The 19,195-nt window shown below is 69.8% G+C and carries 10 protein-coding genes and 1 tRNA gene; 2 read left to right on the top strand and 9 right to left on the bottom strand.

Features of this window, described 5'->3' with window-relative positions:
• Positions 1-273: 273 nt before the first annotated feature.
• The 5 genes from PLE19_01795 to PLE19_01775 form a co-directional block, all read right to left on the bottom strand.
• Positions 274-5,751: an Ig-like domain-containing protein gene (locus PLE19_01795; protein ID HPD13652.1), complete on the bottom strand. Its 5,478-nt coding sequence runs from the start codon at positions 5,749-5,751 to the stop codon at positions 274-276.
• A 233-nt stretch (positions 5,752-5,984) separates the two neighbouring features.
• A complete protein-coding gene (locus PLE19_01790) occupies positions 5,985-6,887 on the bottom strand; it encodes a hypothetical protein (GenBank protein HPD13651.1) in 903 nt (300 codons plus the stop codon).
• Between the two features lie 133 nt (positions 6,888-7,020).
• Positions 7,021-8,202, bottom strand: coding sequence for a radical SAM protein (locus tag PLE19_01785; protein ID HPD13650.1), 1,182 nt, complete (start codon positions 8,200-8,202; stop codon positions 7,021-7,023).
• Positions 8,175-8,504, bottom strand: coding sequence for a PqqD family protein (locus PLE19_01780; GenBank protein ID HPD13649.1), 330 nt, complete (start codon positions 8,502-8,504; stop codon positions 8,175-8,177). Before PLE19_01780 ends, PLE19_01785 begins: the two co-directional genes overlap by 28 nt.
• 20 nt (positions 8,505-8,524) lie before the next feature.
• On the bottom strand, positions 8,525-13,555 hold the full coding sequence (locus PLE19_01775; protein HPD13648.1) for a C25 family cysteine peptidase: 5,031 nt from the start codon (positions 13,553-13,555) through the stop codon (positions 8,525-8,527).
• 564 nt (positions 13,556-14,119) lie between these two features.
• Here PLE19_01775 and PLE19_01770 point away from each other — a divergent pair.
• A complete protein-coding gene (locus PLE19_01770; GenBank protein HPD13647.1) occupies positions 14,120-14,605 on the top strand; it encodes a S24 family peptidase in 486 nt (161 codons plus the stop codon).
• Positions 14,606-14,651: 46 nt separating this feature from the next.
• Here the strand turns inward: PLE19_01770 and PLE19_01765 are convergent.
• Together PLE19_01765 and PLE19_01760 are read right to left on the bottom strand one after the other, a co-directional pair.
• Positions 14,652-14,739: transfer RNA gene (locus PLE19_01765), tRNA-Leu, on the bottom strand.
• A 68-nt stretch (positions 14,740-14,807) separates the two neighbouring features.
• Positions 14,808-16,577, bottom strand: coding sequence for a DUF3352 domain-containing protein (locus PLE19_01760; protein HPD13646.1), 1,770 nt, complete (start codon positions 16,575-16,577; stop codon positions 14,808-14,810).
• Positions 16,578-16,736: 159 nt separating this feature from the next.
• Between PLE19_01760 and trpC the strand changes: the two genes are divergently transcribed.
• Positions 16,737-17,537 (top strand): indole-3-glycerol phosphate synthase TrpC, encoded by an 801-nt coding sequence (trpC, locus tag PLE19_01755; GenBank protein HPD13645.1) that lies wholly within the window; start codon positions 16,737-16,739, stop codon positions 17,535-17,537.
• On the opposite strand, the gene trxA is transcribed toward trpC, so the two are convergent.
• Together trxA and PLE19_01745 are read right to left on the bottom strand one after the other, a co-directional pair.
• Positions 17,538-17,864 (bottom strand): thioredoxin, encoded by a 327-nt coding sequence (trxA, locus tag PLE19_01750; GenBank protein HPD13644.1) that lies wholly within the window; start codon positions 17,862-17,864, stop codon positions 17,538-17,540.
• A gap of 277 nt (positions 17,865-18,141) precedes the next feature.
• Positions 18,142-19,152: a uroporphyrinogen decarboxylase family protein gene (locus PLE19_01745; protein ID HPD13643.1), complete on the bottom strand. Its 1,011-nt coding sequence runs from the start codon at positions 19,150-19,152 to the stop codon at positions 18,142-18,144.
• Between the last annotated feature and the right edge of the window lie 43 nt (positions 19,153-19,195).

The raw sequence follows: 19,195 nt of genomic DNA, 5'->3' as shown, positions 1-19,195 counted from the left end.
GTGCTCATCCCGTGCCCACCCCCGCTCGGCCAGACGGTGGACCTTGATCTCAAGCGAATCACCGCCTGGCTCACACTTGATCGTAGCAGGCGCGCTGACAAATGTCAAGTAAGCCCGAGCGAATTCTCAGGGTGCGGCCTGATCTCGCCAACTGGGGACTTGGCAATGCTGCATCCACTTGCCCGGCCTGCGCTTACGGAGCAGGCACGGGAACTGATTAGGGCGCCTTCTTCGTGTCGGCACTTCGCCCGCGTCTCGCGCGCCCGGGGCGGCTCAGCCGACAAATGCGCGCAGGGTGCCGAACCAATGGTCCTGGGCCGCATCAATCCACCAGCTCCCCGTAGCGTCCCGGAGCGCGAAGCCGCCCGACGTGGCTCGAATCACATCGGTGTCCCCATCGGCTCCGTTCTCAGTGATGGCCCCGCCAATGGCAACGGAGCCGAGCAGGTCGGCCACGAGGGTGCTGTTGGTGAAGTGGCCGCGGACCGAGACCGACGCGACGCTGCCCACGATCGTCCACGCGCTGCGTGTCACGGAACCGGCGATTGTCGCCTTGCCCAGAGTGCCCTTGGTGGCGCCAGCCCCGCTGAGCACCAGGTCCGCCTCGAAATGCCCTGCCGGCCCCCCCACGGTCTTGGAGCCGCGGGTGATCAGGCTGCCAATCCAGGGCGCGATCACCTGGTCGGGCGTCGCATCCGTGTCGAGCCATTCGATCACCGAGAGCGCCTTGAGCGGCGACCGCAGGTTCAGGGTGGTGTCCTGCACCCGGCCGAGCACCAGGCTGGCCGGCTTCGCCAGCGGGTCGGTGCCAATGGTGATGAGGTGTTGGCCGGCGACGTTCCCCAGGGTGAACTTGCCAAGGCCGCCCGTGACGGTCATGTTGCCCAGCAGGTTCAGCGTGGCCGCCGACAGGCTGAACGAGCCGGTGACCACGATATCGCGCACAGAGGTGTCGGGCAGCGGCGCCTTCACGGGGGAGGAGACTTTGAGGCTGAGGCCCGCCTTGGCATCCGTGCCCTCGCCTTCGATGGCGACCAGGTCGGCCGGCGTGGTGAGGGGAGCCCCCTGGGCCACGCCGCGAACGAGGTAGAAGGCCCCGACCTTGGCCTTCGCGCCGACGCTCACGAGGTCGCCGCTGGCATCGGTGAACGTCACCTTCGTGAGTGGAGCGGGGATGGCGCTGCCCAGCGCGATGACTTGTCCCTGGATGGTGATCTGGAAGATGTGCTCGTCGGAGCCTCCCTGGCCATCGCTCACGCGGACCGTGACGGAACGGGTGCCGAGGTGCGCCCGCAGGGTGGGCATGCCGCTCAGGGCACCCGTCTCAGGGTCCATGCTCAACCAGGATGGGCCGGAGACGAGGCTGTAGGTCAGCGAATCCCCGTCCACGTCGCTGGAGGAGAAGGTGAAGGCGAATATCTGGCCTGCGAACATCACGGTCGGGTCCGTGGGGAGCAGGCCCTGGAATACGGGCGCATCGTTGACAGGCGTGACCGTGATGGACACGGTGGCCGGGTTGGAGTCCGCGGCCCCATCGTTGGCCTTGAAGGTGAAGGCGTCGGGGCCGTGATAGTCGGGGGCGGGTTCATAGGTGAAGGCGCCGGTGGCCGGGTCGAAGGCCGTGAGCGTGCCGTGGGCTGGGCCGGTGACGATCGCGTAGTGAAGAGGGTTGCCGTCCACGTCGGTGGCCACGAGGCTGCCTGTGTGGCGGCCATCCTCGGCCACATCGAATGCGCCGTTCTGCGCCACGGGGGCATTGTTCACAGGCGTGACGGTGATCGTGATGGTCGCCTCGTTGGAGTCCACGGTGCCATCGTCGGCCTTGAATGTGAAACTGTCGGGGCCGTTGTAGGTGCCGGTGGGCGCGTAGGTGAACGCGCCGGTGGCCGTGTCGAAGGCCGTCAGAGTCCCGTGGCTCGGCCCGGCGACGATTGCGTAGGTCAGGGGGTCGCCATCCACGTCGGTGGCGACGAGATTGCCGGAATGGCTCCCGCCCTCGGCGACGCTGAAGACCGCGTGCTGCGCCACGGGGGGGTCGTTCACAGGCGTGATCGTGAGGCTCACGGTGGCCGGGGCGCTCGCGAGGCCCGCTGGGGCGCCCGCCAGAGCGTCGTCCGTCACTGTGAAGGTGAAGCTGTCGGGGCCGTGGTAGTCTGCGTGCGGCGTGTACGTCACCGCGCCGGTCGCGGGGTTGAAGCCGCTCAGGGTGCCGTGGCTGGGGCCTGTTGCGGTGGCGAAGGTCAGGGTCTGCACCGCCTCGGGGTCGCCGTCGCTGCCCGTGAGGGTGATCGCGAGAGGGGTATCCTCGGCCGTGCTCAGGTTCTGGGCGTCCGCCGTGGGGGGGTCGTTCACAGGGGTGATCGTGAGGCTCACGGTGGCCGGGGCGCTCGCGAGGCCCGCTGGGGCGCCCGCCAGAGCGTCGTCCGTCACTGTGAAGGTGAAGCTGTCGGGGCCGTGGTAGTCTGCGTGCGGCGTGTACGTCACCGCGCCGGTCGCGGGGTTGAAGCCGCTCAGGGTGCCGTGGCTGGGGCCTGTTGCGGTGGCGAAGGTCAGGGTCTGCACCGCCTCGGGGTCGCCGTCGCTGCCCGTGAGGGTGATCGCGAGAGGGGTGTCCTCGGCCGTGCTCAGGTTCTGGGCGTCCGCCGTGGGGGGGTCGTTCACGGGGTTAACCGTGATGGTGGCCGTGACGGTGCCTCCGCCGAGGCCGCTGTCGTCGTTGGCCGTGGAAGCTTGTACCGTGAAACTGCCGGGCGCGGTCGAGTTGGGCGCAGGCGTGAACTTCAGCCCCGCGTTTGCCTGGGCGAAGGTGATGAACGAGCCGTCGGGGATGGCGGTTGTCCCGTTGTTCTGGTAGAGCGTTCCCCCCGTGATCCCCGTGATCTTGAAGTGTGTCACCTCTGGCCCGTCTACGGCGTTGCGCGAGATGACCAGCCCGCTGGAGGTCTGCGTATCTTCGTCCGTCGTGGCGTCGGTGACCGACGGGGTGTCGGCCACGGGGTTCACCGTGATGGTGAAGGTCTGAGGCGCCGAGGTGTCGGAGCCGCCGTTGGCCGTGCCGCCGTCGTCGTGGAGCCGCACGGTGACGGTGGCGATGCCGTGCGCGTTCGGCGCCGGCGTGTAGGTGAGGGTGCCGTTGGCGGCGATTGCGGGCTGGGATGAGAAGAGGCCGTTGTTGTCGTTCGTGACCAGGAAGTCCACGGTTTGGCCCGCCTCATCCGCGGGTCCGGGACTGATGTTGGTGGCCCACGCGGCGATGGTGCGGAGGCCCGCATCTTCGTTCGTGGTCTGGTCGGCTCCTTTGGTGAAGCTCGGTGCGTCGTTCACAGCCGCCACCTGCACGCTCACCGGCACCGCCGTGGCCGAGGCCGCCTGGCCGTCCCAGGCCCGCACGGTGAACGCCTGGAGCGTGCCGTTGGCGTTGGCAGCCGGATGCCACACGAGACTTTCGCCGGCCGAGAGCAGCGTGGCTCCCGGCGTCACCGGCACGCCGCCCTTGGTCAGCGTGCCGCTGGTCACGGCCTCCACACGGAAGCTCAGCGGGTCGCCGTCCACGTCGGCCTCATCCGCGGCTGCCGCGAGCGCTGCATAGGTGATCGTGTAGTCTTGGTCCTCGGCGGCCCCTGTGAGCACGTTCACGGTGGTCAATGTGGGGGCGTGGTTCGCGGCCGCCGTGCTCACCTTGGTGATGAACACGTCGGCATAGCCGCCGTGCGTGGTATCGAAGCCGCCGGATACGGGGAAGTTGGTGGAGGTGGTGTAGCCGGTGACCAAGAGGTCGCCCGAACCGTCCACGGCGATGCCCCAGCCCACGTCGCCGGCCGAGCCGCCCAGATAGCTCGACCAGACCAGCGCCCCCGCGGCGCTCACCTTGGCCACAAAGGCGTCCTGGGTGCCGCCCAGGCTGGTGTCGAAGCCGCCCGACGTGGGGAAGTTCGTGGAACCCGTCTCGCCCGTGACATAGGCGTCGCCCGAGCCGTCCACGGCGATGCTGTCGCCGTAGTCGTAGCCGGAGCCGCCGAGGTAGCTCGACCAGAGCAGGCTGCCGGCGCTGTTGATCCTGGCGACGAAGCCGTCGGCTGTGCCGCCGCCATAGATGGTCTGGAAGCCGCCGGCCGCCGGGAAGTCGGACGAGGCGGTTTCGCCCGTGACGAATACGTCGCCCAAGCCGTCCACGGCGATGCCGTAGCCATCGTCCAGGCCCGAGCCCCCGAGGTAGCTCGACCAGGCCAGGCTCCCGCCGCCGGTCACCTTCGCCACAAAGGCGTCCTTGAGGCCGCCCAGACTGGTGTCGAAGCCGCCCGTCGTGGGGAAGTCCGACGAGGTGGTGCTGCCGATGATGTAGGCGTTCCCGGACTGAACGGCGACGCGGTTGGCGCCCTCGCTGGCCGTGCCCCCGAGATAGCTCGACCAGAGCAGGGAGCCTGTGCCGCTCACTTTCGTGATGAACGCATCCGAGGTGCCGCTCAGCACCGTGTCGAAGCCGCCCGTCGCGGGGAAGTTCGACGACTCCGTGTACCCGACGACGAATGCGTCGCCGAAGCCGTCGGTGGCGACGCTGGAGGCGCTATCCTTGCCTGAGCCGCCGAGGTAGCTGGACCAGAGCAGCGCGCCCGCCCCGCTCACCTTGGTGATGAAGGCGTCCTCGGTGCCGCCGAGCGTGGTGTCGAAGCCGCCGGTGGTCGGGAAGTCCGACGAGGTGGTCCTGCCCACCACGAACACGTTCCCCAACCCGTCCACGGCAATGCCGTAGCCCGCCTCGGTGCCGGACCCGCCCAGATAGGTGGACCAGAGCAGGCTGCCGGCGCCGCTCACCTTCGTGATGAACGCATCGGAGGTGCCGCCGAGCGTGGTGTCGAAGCCGCCGGTGGTCGGGAACTGCGGCGGGGGCGTGGCCGTGGTGCCCGTGAGGAACGCGTTGCCCAAAGTGTCCACCGCGACGCCGATGCCGAAGTCGTCGCCGTCGCCGCCCAGGTAGCTCGACCAGGCGATCGTGGGGTCAATCACCAGCGTGAACCCTGGATCGTAGGACCCCGTGATCGCGAAAGAGAGCGTGCAGGCGTCTGCGAGCAGGAAGGCGCCCGCCACCTGCACGCGCTCGCCGCCGATCTCCTGGTAGATGAACGGGGCGTCATCCACCACCTCGCCGAGCGGGGTGACGACGTGGAGCGCGCCGCTGTCGTCCAGCCACAGGCCCTCGATGCCCTCGTAGCGGAGGCGAATCTGCCCGGGGTCGGCGCCGGGCGCAATGCGGAACTCGTACTTCAGCCCGTCGCGCCGCCCCCAGGTCAGCAGGTCAACCCCCGCCCAGAGGTCCAGGTAGCCCACGGTCTCGAAGGTGGGCACCTCGCTGCGCCAGGTGGACGGGTCGCCGACGTAGTAGTTGTAGACTGCCTCCGATGGGTCCAGCCCCACCGGCGCGACGTTTTCGGCACCCACGAAGGTCACGGCGAAAGAAGTGGAATGGACGAAGGACGCGCCATCCGCCCCTTGCTCGGGCCGCGACAGGAGGAAAACCGGGCCGCCCTCGGTGTGGGCCACCGCGGTGCCGGCTCCCTGGAACAGGTAGCGCACCGAGGGGTCCTGCCACTGGCCCAGATTGGCGGCGAAGAGCGCGGGGGCGGCGTTGAGGACCTCGAGCGCCGAAGGATCGCCCGACAACACCACCCGCGGCTCCAGAGCCTCCAGGCGGAGGGCGGGACGGCGCAGGCGGCAACGCCCGTGGCGGCGCGGCGAGATGCGGAGGCGACCCATCTTGCGTCCTTTCTGCGGAGCTCTCCGGCCTTCGCTTGCGGAAGGATGCGGGGAACTCCTGGCCGGCGCCAGGCGCCTCGGAGTCGCGTGAGGGTGAAGCGGTCGGGAACCGCAGCAGGGCCACCCGCAACCTCTCGGGGCCTTGGCTGCTCCCATCGAGCCTACCGGCATCGCCGGCCAAAGTCAAATGCCCCCGAGTGCCGCCGGAGGCGCACCGGCGGCCCCCTCGGCAGTCAAGCGGTCCGGCCCTCCAGCAGAGCCACCACGTCGGGGCCGGGCCGGAAGCGGAGTTCAAACGCCGGCACCCGAGCCACCAGGGCGTCCAGAACGCGAACCACCCGGGTCATCGGCTCGGGATCGTACCAGGGGACGGATGTGGCCGGGAGAAGCCGCTCGGCGGCCTGGCGCGGCGACAAGGGCACGATCGCATCGGCCTCGGCGTGCCGCAGGAAGTAGATGGCGCACAGGGGCGCGCTCTCGTTGAGCGCCGCCCCCTGGTCGCCCGGCCACGGGGTGCCGTAGGCGAGGAACCGCCCGCCAACCTCCCGCACGGCGATGCGGTCGTCGCTGAGCACGCGGAAGCCGTCGCGGGCCGCCAACTGGCCGGCGAGCGTGCTCTTGCCGGCGCCCGACTTGCCGGGGAAGAGCAGCCCCTGGCCTCGCAGGGAGACCCCCGCGGCGTGGACCAGCGCCCCCTGGTGGAAGGAGAGCAGGTACATCCACAGGAGCTGGTCGAGGGGGTAGCTCAAGGGCGGCGCGAGGGCGGCAACATCGGCGTGGCGGTCGAGCGCGGCTGCGCCGCAATGAACCGTGGCCTGCCTCCAGTCGCAGGAAATCACAGCCGTCCACAGCACCGGCCCGCTGGGGCGGTTCGGGTGGAGCCTGAGGTAGTAGCTGTCGCTGTCGCGCGAGAGCGCCCACGAGTCCCCCGTGTCGAAGACGGTGACATCGCCCGAGGGCCGAGCTGGGTCGCCCACTTCCATGCGGACGGAAATGTGGACCTCCCCAGGAGGGGGCACTCCAGGGGGGCCGAGGAATGGGCGGTAATACTCGGGGAAGCTCCGGAGGTCGAGCCGGCGCGGGGAGTCGAGGGCCAGGGTGAGGCCGGCAACGTTCAGGCTGGCGCGGGGCGCCATGTGTCTGGCCTCGTCAGGAAGCGGGGCTCACGACCCCGCGCGGCTACAGTTGTTGGCCCAGCAGGAAACAGCGCCTGTCGCGAACCGGGTGGCGGTCTTGCAGCCCACCGCCAGCACCTCGTCGGCGGCCAGGTCAATGGCTCGCAGCCGGGGCTTCTCGTAGGCCAGTTTCTTCGTTCGTCGGGTTGCAGAGTCCATTGTGGACTTCCTCTCGTTGCACAGGGTTCCTCTCCCCCGTCGTGGTCAGGATGGCCGCGTGGCGGAGTTGTCCGAGGGCGCACAGGTAGGCCGAAGGGGTGCCTTCGGCGCCGGTTTCCAGCGCGAAGAAGGCGGGGCAGTAGCCGCACAGGGAGCGCTTGTCGCAGGCGCTGCACGCGAATGCCGGCGGCGGCGTCCTCTCGCGGAGGGCCGGGATCACGCTCTCCCAGGCGCGGCGGAAGCTCTGCGCGCGCAGGTCGGCCGACGGCTGGGCGACCATCACGCACGGCCTCAGGGCGCCGTCGGCGTCCACGTGGAAGGCGGTGACCCCTGCCGAGCACTGGTAGAGGGTGGCCACAGGCGGGAGCGCGCGCTGCTGGCGGAAGAGCTCGCGCGAGGCGCGCAGGGTGAACTCGTCGGCCATTTCGAGGGCCACGGCCTCGCGGGGCGGCACGCGCCACTGGAGCGGCGTCGGGTCGCCGTCGAGACGCGGGAAGACGGCCGGGTCGAGGCGGAACTTCACCCCGTGCGCCTGGGCGAGGCGGCGGAGGGCGGGCAGTTCGTGGACGTTGAGGGTCATCAGCACGGTCTTGAGGCTCACGGGCAGGTGCGCCTCGAGCAGCCGGCGGAGGCCGGCCAGGCAGCGTTCGAAGGAGCCGCGGACGCCGGTGACCCGCTCGTACGTTTCCGCGGTGGCGCCGTAGAGGCTGATCTCGATCTGCCGCGGCGGGAGGTCCGTGAACAGGGCGACGGTGTCGTCCGACACCAGGGTGCCGTTCGTGAACACGGTCACCAGCATCCCGCGGCGCCTTGCGTGCCGGTAGAGGGCGGGGAAGTCGGGGCGCCGCAGCGGCTCGCCGCCGGTGAGGAGGAGTTCCAGGCAGCCGGCGTCCGCCGCCTGGTCGAGAATCGAGAGCCAGGCCGCTGTGTCGAGCTCGCGCGTCGGCCGGGCGCCGTTGTCCCGATGGGGCGGCAGATAGCAGTGCGCGCAGCGCAGGTTGCAGCGGGCGGTGAGTGCGAGGCTGCCGGCCAGCGGCACCCGTTGCGCGGTGGCCCTCTGGTTCAGGCGCCGCAGGAACTCGCTGTCGCTCAGCGGCTCCGGCTGGGGGCAGGACATGGCCGGGGGCCCTCCTCGATCAACTCGGCGCCGAGCAGCTCCGCCACGAACTCCTGGAGGTCGGCCGCCGCCTGGGCAGGCTGGACCTCGAACGCCGCGGCCACGGCGTCGCGGATTTCGGCGAGGGTTTGCTGGCCGTTCACGTGGTCCCACACGAAGGCGGCCACGGGGTTGAGGCAGAAGAGCTTCTGCATGTTGATGAGCTGGCCGCGGACGGGCACGAGGATGGTCTCGCCGACGATCTGGCGCGTGACCACGTCGTCGCGCTTTCGGAACACCGCAGCCCAGTCGCGTTCGGGCATCGCGCCCTCCCTGGTCTTGCTCACGGCCGGCGCAGGCGCAGCGCGGGATCGCCGAGGAGCTGATAGATGAGGGCCGTCTGCGGCCCTGCGGCCGAGGCCTTGAGCACGGCGTCGCCGAGGACCGCCTCCTGGCGTCCGAACACCTGGCGGAAGAACTCCACGGCCAGTGCCTTGGCCGGGTTGTTCTCGGACAGCGCGGAGGGGCCCCAGAAGGCGATGCCGCCGCCCGCGCTCTTGACGACAAAGGCCTTGCCCAGGCATTGCATGCCCGGCACCTCGAAGCGGCCGGCCAGGCAGGTGAAGGCGGTGACCACGGGCAGGCGGTTGCCGTTGGCCAGTGCGCCCACGTCGCTCGTGCTGAGCAGCGTGTTGGTGCCGAACTGGGTGGCGCTGCCGTGGCCGATGTAGTTGAACAGGTAGGCGCCGCTGTTCAGGTCGGCGATCAGCTTCGCCCGGGCGATGGCGAGGGGCAGTTGCGAGGCGTAGACCTTGTCTACCGCGTAGGGCGCGGGCACGAGTCCCGAGAGGTCGTCGCTGTCCTGCGGGAAGAAGCCTGCGTCGGGGTCGGGCTTGTCGGCCGCGAGCACCACCTGCCGGGTCCAGTTGCCGCTGGCGGCCTCGTAGGCGCCGATCTTGTTGACCATGGCCGACATCTCGGCGGCGTTGGCGGCGGGCAGGCGGCCGATGGCCATGCCGCCGGGCGCGAAGAGCCCGTCGGAGGCGAAGAGCCCGTAGTCGGTGGCCATCATCAGGGGCGGCAGGAGGTTGTCGCCGAAGCCCTGGTAGTTCTTGTAGTCGTAGGTGCCGTTGCCGGCCAGGGCGACGTAGCGGGGCGGCGTCTTCCAGCCGCCCTTGGCCTGGGCCAGGAAGGCCTGCACGGCGTGGGGGTCCACGATGCCGTAGCTGAACTCGTCGTAGATGTCCTCGAGGTCCACCACCATCGTGGCGAACTTCTTGCCCTCGCGGTAGGCGGCCAGGGCCTTGGCGCCGTCCATCAGGGCGGCGGGCGCGATCACCACGTAATCGGCCTTGTTGCCCTTCCAGGCCAGGCGCGACGGCACGTCGGCCTCCATCCACAGGGGGGTCTTGATCGCGCCCGGGGTGAGCGCGAAGTAGACGCCGCCGGGCGCCGCCGGCACGCTGACCAGGTAGCTGCCGTTCTCCTCTTCCACGGTGGCGCCCTCGAGCAGCACCGGCTGCCAGGGGTCGGTCACGTCGAAGACCGAGATGGCCGGCTTGGCGAACCGCCCCACGGTCACCACGTCGCGGTCGCCTGCCGCGCACAGCAGGCTGCCGTTCACAGCCAGGTAGAACCGCTGGTAGGTGAGGTCGAACGAGTCCACGTAGAAGGTGCTGTAGGCCGCTCCCGTGTCGGCGAGGGCCTCGACGGTGACCGTGTTGGCGCCCGGCTGGAGGAGCTGCTGGCCGAAGGGCAGGGTGAGGGTGAGCCCCTGCGTGCCGTCCCAGGTGCCTTCGCCGATGAGGGTGCCGTTGATCGCGATCCGGGCGTGGTGGTCGGGGTTGGCGTCGGTGGATGTGGCGCCCTTCAGGCGCACGACGAGGGTGGCCGTGCCCGAGGCCGCGGCGTCGGGGGCCAGGATGGTGAACGACTTCTTGGCGAATGCGGTGTATCCGGGGGTGGCAAACACGAAGTCCCACAGCCAGAAGTCGGCCTCGGGGTCGGTGAAGAGTGCGGTGAGTGCGAACTGGTTGACCTCGGCGTGCTCGGTGTGGGCGAAGGTGCCTGGCGTGGGGCCTGCGGCAGCGCCGCAGCCGGCGCCGCGGGCCATGAGCAGGCCGCGGTCGTCGCGCAGCCAGTAGACATTTTCGGCGGTGTAGATGCTCTGGACGGGGAGGCCGTAGAAGAGGATGCCGGCATTGCCTGGGCCGGGCAGGTAGGGCACGAGTCTGCTCCGGCAGGTGAGGGCCAGCTTGCCTTTGCGGATGGCTTGTGCGACGGCGCTGGGCTGCATGCCGAGCGCGGGGCCGATTTCGGCGGCGCTGACGTAGTACAGGCCGGCTTCCTTCAGGCCGATCTTGAGGGCGCGCTGCGAGTCGGGCACGTTCGGCAGCGCCTCGGCGGCTGCGGCTGCTTTGGCGGCCTTCTTGGCCTCTTTGTTCGCGGCCTCCAGGAGCTTCTCCGCCGCGCGCGCCGCGGCGCTGGGGGGCAGCGGGCCCGGCCGCGCGCGCCGGCTGAAGCCGGCCGGCCCGAGGTCGTCAGCAGAGGCCACCCCGCCGGCGAGGGCCTCCTGCACCGTGACGCGGTACGGCCCATGCATTCGTTCGGTTCCGCGCGTTTCGACCTCGAGGAGCTGATAGGTGTAGGTCTTGCCGGCCTGCGCCGAGGGGTCCACGAGGCGGTAGGTGCCGCCCTGCGGTGCGGTGAGGAGTCCGGGGAGGAGGTGGCTGTTGACCCTCTGGAACTTGCCGCTGGCCTCGTGGAGGCGCAGCAGGTGGAAGCCCGCGGTGCCGTATTCCGAGGTGGTTTCCCACTGGACCACCACGCGGCCGCCCTCGCTGGCGGCGGAGAGGCCGGCGATCGTGGCCGCGGTGGGGCTGGCGCCGAACACCGCCGTGTCGAGGAGGGTGCCGGCGGGGTTGGTGTCCACGTAACGCACTTCGAGGATGTTGGTGTTGTAGGACTCCAGGTAGTCGTCATTGGCGGCGACGCTGCCGTCGCTGAGCTTCGCCTGGAGGAGCATCGAGTCCTCCGTGCCGTCGCCGACGGCGAAGATGACGGGGTTGGCGGCGGTGCGGGTGGTGGTGAGGGTGGTGGTGAGGGTCACGGAGTTCCCGCTCACGCTCTGGACCGTGTAGGTGCCCATGTCGGGGCCGGAGAGGATAAGGAACGTGTCGCCCGCGACCACGCCGTTGGCCTGGAAGTTGTAGTAGGAGGAGGTCACGACCGCCGAGCCGGCCGTCGTCTGGAGGTCGTTGAGGGTGTTCATGTACGTGTGGGTGCCGTTGCCGGTCTCGTAGAGGGTGACCAGCTCGGAGTCGCCTGTGGTGGGGTTGGTGACGGTCACGGTCATGACGCCCCGCTGGTTCGTGTTCGTGTCGTAGTTGGTGTCGGTCACCTTGATCCACATGTAGTCGTTGTTTCCGTAGAACTCGACGTCGAGAATCCCGGTGCCGTTGACGAAGGCGACGGTGCCGGCGTTGGGGACGATGATGTTCGCGTAGTCCACCACCTGCTGGTTGGCGCCGTAGGTGTAGGTGGCGGCAGCGATGCCGCCGACGTATTCCTCGAACCGGTTGTTGTTGAGGGTAGGGGTGTTGCTGGCGTAGGAGGCCAGCCCGGTGGTGTTGCGGAACACGCCGGTGTTGGGGCCGGTTTCGGTGAGGGTGATGGTCTGGAGGTCGCCGCTCGTGCCGGTGATGGTGACCTGGATGGTCTGGACGGTGTTGGGGTTGGTGTTGGCGGCGGCGTGGTCTACGGTGACGTAGATGAGGTCGCTGGCGGGGGTGCCGGTGGTGAGTTGGTAGGTGGTGGCGTCGGTGCCGTCGGCCCGGGTGAAGCGGATGATGGGCACGTTGGGCCCGTAGATCTGGGCCCAGTCGTCGTAGTTGCCGGTGTTGTTGATGTTGTCCACGTAGCGGGTGGTGATCCAGTCGCCGGCATTCACCTGGAGGGTGCCGTCGTCGTTGGTGCCGGGCGCGGTGGAGGTGTAGAGGGGGTCCGAGGCATAGGTCTGGAACGTGATGGTGGCGCCGTTGGCAGGCTTGGACTTGGTTTTGTAGATGGTGAACGAGACCTGGCCGTTATTCGAGGTGAACGCCGTGCCCGCGGTGGCATAGCCTTGGAAGCCCGAGACGGTGCCCGAGATGACCCATCGGCTGTTCGCGCTGTCGTAGGTGGCGGTCCATGTCTCCGCCACGGTGTTGTTGGGGCTCACGGACGGTATCCAGCCGAAGTTGCCCGTGGAGGGCGACGAGACGGGGTCGCTGGCAGAGCCTCGGTTGGAGAAGATGCCGGTGTTCACCCCCGTCTCGACCAGGGTGAGCCACTCGACGTCGCCCGTCGAGGGGTTGGTGACGGAGACGGTGATGGTCTCGACGGCGTTCATGTTCTGGTTGGCGCTTCGCGCCGTGGTGACCACGTAGATCTGGTCGCCGATGCGATAGTACTGGGTGTCGGGCAGCAGCGTCTTGTCGGTGAAACGGATGGATGGCGTGCCGTAGGTGATGATGTCGCCGAAGGGGGTGTAGCCCATCCAGTCCTTCTGGAGGGGGTCGGTGTTGGACGCGCTGGTCGAGTAGGCGAGACGGATGGGGGTGTGGGGGTAGACCACCTGGTTGCCGAACTTGTCCTTCAGGGCGCTCATGGGGATCTGGAAATCAATGAACCACTGGGTCGTACCGTCCCCCACTGCCAGCGCCCGGGTGTGGGAGTATGGCGGATTGTCGGTGTCAATGCTCAGGGCGATCCAGCGGTTGATCTCGCTGCCGGTGGGGTCCAGCATCAACTGCGTGTTGTCGTTGTTGTACATCAGCTTGAGGCGGGGCGCGGGCTGTTCGGAGCCGTCGAGATCGAGCCAGTATTCTTTGTACCCATCGCCGTCTGAATCAATGAGGATGTTCCAGTGATAGGCGACAAAGTTGTCGCCGCTCCCGCCCTGGTTCTTGGGGTTCGAGCCCACCCGCAGGCGGAAGAACAGGCGGTCGTCGTTCATGGTGGCGGGGTCGTTGGGGTCCCACGGGGTTCCGCCATTGTAGTAGCCGTACCAGACAGACGGCGCGGTGCCCGGCGACCCCGGGTTGGGGGAACCCGAGGCGATGTCAATATCGCTGGGCTGGACGGCGGACCCTCCATTGGTCGGGTCCGAGGAGGTCTCGAAGTCGGTGACCTTCTTGCCGTCCATCGTGTAGTAGGTGACGTAGGGGTTGTTGAAGAAGGTGGACCACGGCAGGCGCGTGTCGGTGAGGCCGGCAACGGCCCGCACGGCGCACACGGCGACGAGCCCCAGGACGAGGAGGGAGACACAGGCGGTGACGATGCGGCGGTAGCGCCCTCGCCCACGCTTGCGCGTAGCGGACAGGTTCGACGCCATTCTGGGGTTCCCCCGCGCAGGAATCGGAGTGCTCGGAACACACACGCATCCAGGCCCTCACCTGGGTTCGCTCCGCGTGTCGGCACTTGTGCAATTATTGTACCATGCCGCTGGTTTGGTGTCAACAGCTTTCGTTCCGCTGCACGAATGGAAGGCGGCCATGACATGCCGTGCTCGGACAAGGGCATCCGCCATCCAGAGACGCCCCCCCGAGTTCATGCTGTATCATCCTTGAGGGGGGGAGGTGATACACCAAGGAGGGACCGCCAGGGAAGGCCCCGGATCGCCAAAGCGCGCGAGTTGTATCTTCCGGAGAGTGATACAGCATGGCAAGCGCCCTCGTGGAAGCCCCCGGATCGCCAAGGCGCCCCTCGTGCAGCCCCCGTGCGAGCGGCGGGGTGATACGGCATGGGGGCGGGGGGCAGGCCTGTCTGCCCGGCTTGTCGGACCCGCCCGGCTTGTCTGATTGTTCGGACTCGCTCGGCTGGCCGCCGCCCCACGCCACTTGACGGTCCATCGGCCCGCGTGTTACATGGGGGCACACAGGTCTCCGGGGCAGAACGCATGACAGAGGTACGGATGGACCAGGCGGGCTTCGCGGAGCTGGCGGAGGACCTTCTCCGCCGGGGGATGGCGGTCCGCTTCCGCGCGCACGGCCGCAGCATGGAGCCGATGGTCCGCGACGGCGACGTGTTGACGGTGGAGCCGGCGCGCCTGGCGGAGTTGCGGGTGGGCGACATCGCCCTCCACCGCGTGGGCAATGGCCAACTGGTCGCGCACCGCGTGGTGGCACGCTGCGCGGCGGGCGGCCGGGCGCTCCTGGCCACCCGCGGCGACGCCGCCTTCGGCGCCGCCGACCGCGTGGGAGAGCGGGACGTGCTGGGCCGCGTGGTCGCGCGCGAGCGGGATGGGAGGGCGGTGCGCCTGGGGCGCGGCGTGCGGCGGGTGGGGGGGCGCCTGTGGGTGACGGTGCTGGCGTGCCGGGTCCTGGCCCGGCGGCTCGCGGGAGCCGGCAGACGGCTGGCTGGCCGGCTGGCGCGCCGGGCGTAGCTGGCCGCTCGGGCGGGACGCCAATAGTAAGAAAGGGGGGAACAGGTGGTGCCGGGAGGGGGACTCGAACCCCCATGGCCTAAACGGCCACTAGGCCCTCAACCTAGCGCGTCTGCCAATTCCGCCATCCCGGCGTCGGCATGGAAGATTATACCAGCCTTCGCCGATTTTGCAAGCTCACTTGCAGGAGCGGGCCGGCGGCTCAGAAGTCGGCGGGTCTGGGACCCTTGGGCTGCGGGCCGGGCGTGGGCGCGGCGGCGCGGCGCTCGGCGAAGCCGAGCACGGCCCCGGCGAGCGGGAGGAGCCCGGGCCGGCTGTAGGCCTCGAAGGTCACGCCGTCCTCGCCTGCCGTGAGGGCGGCGCAGGCGCCGCGGAGCTGGCCGGCGAGCAGGCCCAGCGTCGCAAGGATCGGGCGCGCGGGCTCGCCGGGGGCCGGCTCCTTGTCGGCGGCGAGGAGGGCGACGGCGAGGGCCTCGATGTCGGCGTAGGCCACGGCGTGATGCTTCAGGGGCATGGCGTCGGCCACGTTGCGGAAGCGGGGCGCGAGGGCGAGGCTCTGCCCTGCCGCCCTGGCGTCTATGCACTGGCGGATGATGGCGGCGCTTTTCGCAGCCAGGAAGAAGTCGCCCACGAACGCATAGGCGGGCCGCCGCTCGGGGTCGGGCAGGAGCAGGGTGTTGACCTCGATGCCCTGGTGGGTCTCGACCCTGCGCTCGATGCCTTGGCCCACACCGGGCTGGCCGGCCATCAGGCGGTGGATGGTGGTCTTGAGGGCCTCGGGCTTGGCCACGCGGGCGCCGAGGATGAACGCGAAGTCGTCGGCCGTCGGGGCGCGCCGTTTGGCGGCGAACTCGGCCACGAAGTCGGGGTTGGCGGCCAGGAACACCTCGCCGCCGAGCGCGCCGACGAAGTCGTCGTCGAAGTTGATGCCGAATTGGAGCTTCACGGATTGCTTGCCCTCGTCGAGGCGCGCCAGGCCGTCGGCGTGGCCGCCCGCCTGGAGGAAGCGCACGATGCCTTGCCAGAGCTCCGGGCCGTCCTTGAAGTTGAGGGAGAGGAGGATCGGGCAGTCCTTGGGCAGCACCTGGGCGGCCGTGGAGGTGCCGGCGGAGAGGCCGCCCAGGAGGCCGATGAGGCCGAGCTGGCGCTCGCCGGTGTGGAGGTGTACGCGGTCGCGGATGCCGCGCCCGTCGAAGCGGGACGAGAGGGCGATCCATTGGACCGTGGTGAGGCCCACGGCGTCGAAGAGGCGCTGGAGCTCCGGGTTGCCGTCCAGCACGGGCCGGTGGTCGGCGATCACCTGCGCCAGGTTGAGGTAGGCGACGATGCCCTTGGGCGTGTCGAGGGCCTTGCGGGCCCTGAGGAACGCCTGGTTGGCGGCCAGGGGGCGGCGGGCGCGGGCGTCAATGAGCTTCTTGACGGCGGGCGGCTCGCCGAGGAGGAGGGCATCGCCCAGGAAGCCGTAGGCGAGGCCGCCGCCGGGGCCGCGGAGGATGCGCAGGGGCACGTCGCCGTGGACCTCGTCGGCGATCGCCGCCGCTGGCGGGTTGCCCTGGGCCTTGGTGAGGGCGGGCTCGACGGTTTCCTTGAGCAGCTTCGTCAGTTCGGCCTTCGTGTCGGCGGCGTCGAGGAGGAAGACGGGCGGGCGCCCCTCCCCTCCCCCCTCGGCCAGCACGACGGCGAAGCGCGAGCCGAGCTTCCCCACAAAGTCGTCCCACGCCAGGCCCAGCCGTTGCTGGACCGCCCCGCGCACGAGGGCCGTGGCCACGCCGAACTGCATCTCGGCCTGGGGCGCGGCGCGCAGGATGTCGCGGAGGCCCGACCGCTCGAAGTCGGCCCAGAGGCCCTTCGGGTCGTTCACCTCGGCATAGATGAGCGCGTCCTCGGGCACCACGCTGGCGAGGTCGGCGGCGGGTCCTGAGGCGGCCCAGGCCAGCGCGAGGAGGTGGGCTATCCAGGTGAACCTGCGCATGGGCGTCTCCTTCCGTAGCAGCGGTTGCGCAATGGTGTGCCGCATGACATTACAGCGCCGGGCGGGCTGGGGTTTCGGCGGGCCGCGGGCGAGGCGGCCTTGATCCGGGCCGCCGCGGCGGCTACAATTCGGCGGGCCTGCAAAGGAGGCACTCGCCGCATGCTGCACCGGGTCCTGGAGGAGATTGTGGCGCACAAGCGCCTGGAGGTGGCGCGGGCGAAGCGCGAGCGCCCCCTCGAGGCGCTGGCGGCGCGGGCGAGGGAGGGCCCGCCCGTGCGCGAGTTCGCGGCGGCCCTGCGCCAGGCCCACGCGCGCTACGGCGTGGCGCTGATCGCCGAGGTCAAGCGGCGGTCGCCCTCGGCCGGCCTCATCCGCCCGAGCTTCCACCCCTCCCGCATCGCGCGCACCTATGAGGCGCACGGGGCGGCGGCCATCTCGGTGCTCACCGACGAGCGGTTCTTCGGCGGCTCGCTGGCCGACCTGCGGCGCGTGCGGCGCGCGGTGGGCGTCCCGGTGCTGCGCAAGGATTTCCTCCTGGAGCCGTACCAGCTCTACGAGGCCCGCGCGGCGGGGGCCGACGCCGTGCTGCTCATCGCGGAGATTCTGCCGGCGAAGGCCCTGGCGGCGATGATCGGGGAGGCGGAGGGGCTGGGCCTCGCGTGCCTCGTCGAGTGCCACTGCGCGTCGAGCCTGAGGAAGGCGCTGGACGCCGGCGCCCGCCTCGTGGGCATCAACAACCGGGACCTGCACACGTTCCGAACGGATCTGGAGACGACTCGCCGCCTGGCGCGCGCGGTGCCGCGCGGGGCGCTCGTGGTGAGCGAGAGCGCCATCCGCACGCGGGAGGACGTGGAGCGCGTGGCCGCCTGGGGCGCGCACGCCGTGCTGGTGGGCGAGGCGCTGATGGGCCAGCGGCGGATCGGCCGGGCCGTGGACAGGCTGTTGGGCAGAGGGGACTGATCAGAGCTTGGAGTCGATCCACGCCTTGTAGTCGGCCTTGCTGCGCGCGCCGACCACCTTGTCCACGATCACGCCGTCCTTGAACAGGATCATCGTGGGGATGGACATGATGCCGAACTTGACCGGCGTAGCGGAGTTGTCGTCTACGTTCACCTTGGCGAACTTGACCTTGCCCGCATATTCGGCGGCGAGATCGGCGACGACCGGGGCCACCTTGCGGCACGGGCCGCACCACTCGGCCCAGAAGTCCACCACCACCGGCACCTGAGCCTTGAGCACCTGGGCATCGAAATCCGCATCCGTTACCACGGTGACGCCTTCGGCCATTATGCGCTCCTTTATCATGCTCGGCCGCCTGGGAACTGTGTCGTCGGGCGCATTATACCACTGGGCAGGATCGCCCGCAACGCTTCCTTTGCAGGTCGGGTGCGGGCCGGAATCGTAGGCAGGTTCGGTTGCGGCGTCCCCGGATGGGGGGACGGCCCACCGCCATGGTAGCCGCGAGCATCCCGCTTGCGGCTCTCTTCATCCGTTCGACAAGCGGGACGCTTGTCGCTACGAGAATCGGCAACAGAAGCCGCCTAAGGAACGGCCCGCACCATTTTCAGGTCTGGCGCGCCGCGTCAATCATCGCGAGCAGGTTGGCCAGGGGCACGTCGGCCTGGAGGGTGATGCCGGTCTCGAGGATGTAGCCGCCGCCGGCGCCCATCGTGCGCTGGAGCCGCCGCACCTCGGCCTGCACCTCGGCGGGCGAGGCGCGCGCCATCAGGTGCTGCGTGCCCAGGCCGCCGCAGAAGCTCAGGTGGCGGCCGAACTCGCGTTTCAGCTCCCCGATGTCCATCGCCTCGGGCTGAACGGGGTGAAGGATGTCGAGGCCGAGGTCCACGAGGTCGGGCACGATGGGGCGCACGTGGCCGCAGGAGTGCAGGAAGACGCTCTTGCCGGCCGCCTTCGCGCGGCCGAAGAGGCGGGCGAGGTGGGGCTTCACGAAGGCCCGCCATGCGCCGGGGCTGAGGAGCAGGCCCCGCTGCGTGCCATAGTCGTCGCTGAGCGCCACGCCGTCGAAGATGAGGCGCTCGAGGAGGGTTTCCAGCGTGTGCATCACGTAGGCGGCGATGCGTTCGAGCAGGGCGTGGACGAAGCTCGGCTCGAGGGCGGCCCAGAGGAGCAGGTTCTCCATGCCGCACAGGAAGGTGGCCCGCTCCCACAGGTCGCCGATCCAGAGGATCGTGTAGCAGCCGCGGTGCCGCTCGCACCAGGCGGCGAGGCCCTCGAAGCGATGAGGCGCAGCGGGGTCGGGGAAGACGAAGCCGTGAAGGTCGGGCCGCGTGACGGGCGGGCCGACGGGCGAGCCGCGGTCCACGTCGCTCGTCGTCCACACCACGCCCCACTCGTCGCGGGCCGTGGGCCCGAACTCCCGCGGCGACGCGTAAAGCGGCTTGATCGAGTTCGGGCCCCGCAGGCGCAGCGGCAGGTCCAGAATGTCCTCGATCTCCCCCGGCCCGTAGCGGCCGGCCAGCTTCTGCCGCGCGGGCGGCGAGAGCGAAAGGTTCCAGGGCACCGGCAGGCCGGCCTCGTGCCGAAGGACGCGTTGAATCCACTCGCGATGGCTCATGGCGCTCTCGCAGGCGACGGCGTTCTCGTGTATTATACGCAAG

Source organism: Planctomycetota bacterium (assembly GCA_035384565.1).
Lineage (GTDB): Bacteria > Planctomycetota > PUPC01 > DSUN01 > DSUN01 > DAOOIT01.
Note: the sequence above shows the minus strand (reverse complement) of the source record. Positions and strands in the feature narration are given on the sequence as shown.

Coding starts and splice junctions, on each gene's coding strand:
- PLE19_01795 (HPD13652.1), bottom strand. CDS start 5,751: ATGGGTCGCCTCCGCATCTCGCCGCGCCGCCACGGGCGTTGCCGCCTG.
- PLE19_01790 (HPD13651.1), bottom strand. CDS start 6,887: ATGGCGCCCCGCGCCAGCCTGAACGTTGCCGGCCTCACCCTGGCCCTC.
- PLE19_01785 (HPD13650.1), bottom strand. CDS start 8,202: ATGTCCTGCCCCCAGCCGGAGCCGCTGAGCGACAGCGAGTTCCTGCGG.
- PLE19_01780 (HPD13649.1), bottom strand. CDS start 8,504: ATGCCCGAACGCGACTGGGCTGCGGTGTTCCGAAAGCGCGACGACGTG.
- PLE19_01775 (HPD13648.1), bottom strand. CDS start 13,555: ATGGCGTCGAACCTGTCCGCTACGCGCAAGCGTGGGCGAGGGCGCTAC.
- PLE19_01770 (HPD13647.1), top strand. CDS start 14,120: ATGACAGAGGTACGGATGGACCAGGCGGGCTTCGCGGAGCTGGCGGAG.
- PLE19_01760 (HPD13646.1), bottom strand. CDS start 16,577: ATGCGCAGGTTCACCTGGATAGCCCACCTCCTCGCGCTGGCCTGGGCC.
- trpC (HPD13645.1), top strand. CDS start 16,737: ATGCTGCACCGGGTCCTGGAGGAGATTGTGGCGCACAAGCGCCTGGAG.
- trxA (HPD13644.1), bottom strand. CDS start 17,864: ATGGCCGAAGGCGTCACCGTGGTAACGGATGCGGATTTCGATGCCCAG.
- PLE19_01745 (HPD13643.1), bottom strand. CDS start 19,152: ATGAGCCATCGCGAGTGGATTCAACGCGTCCTTCGGCACGAGGCCGGC.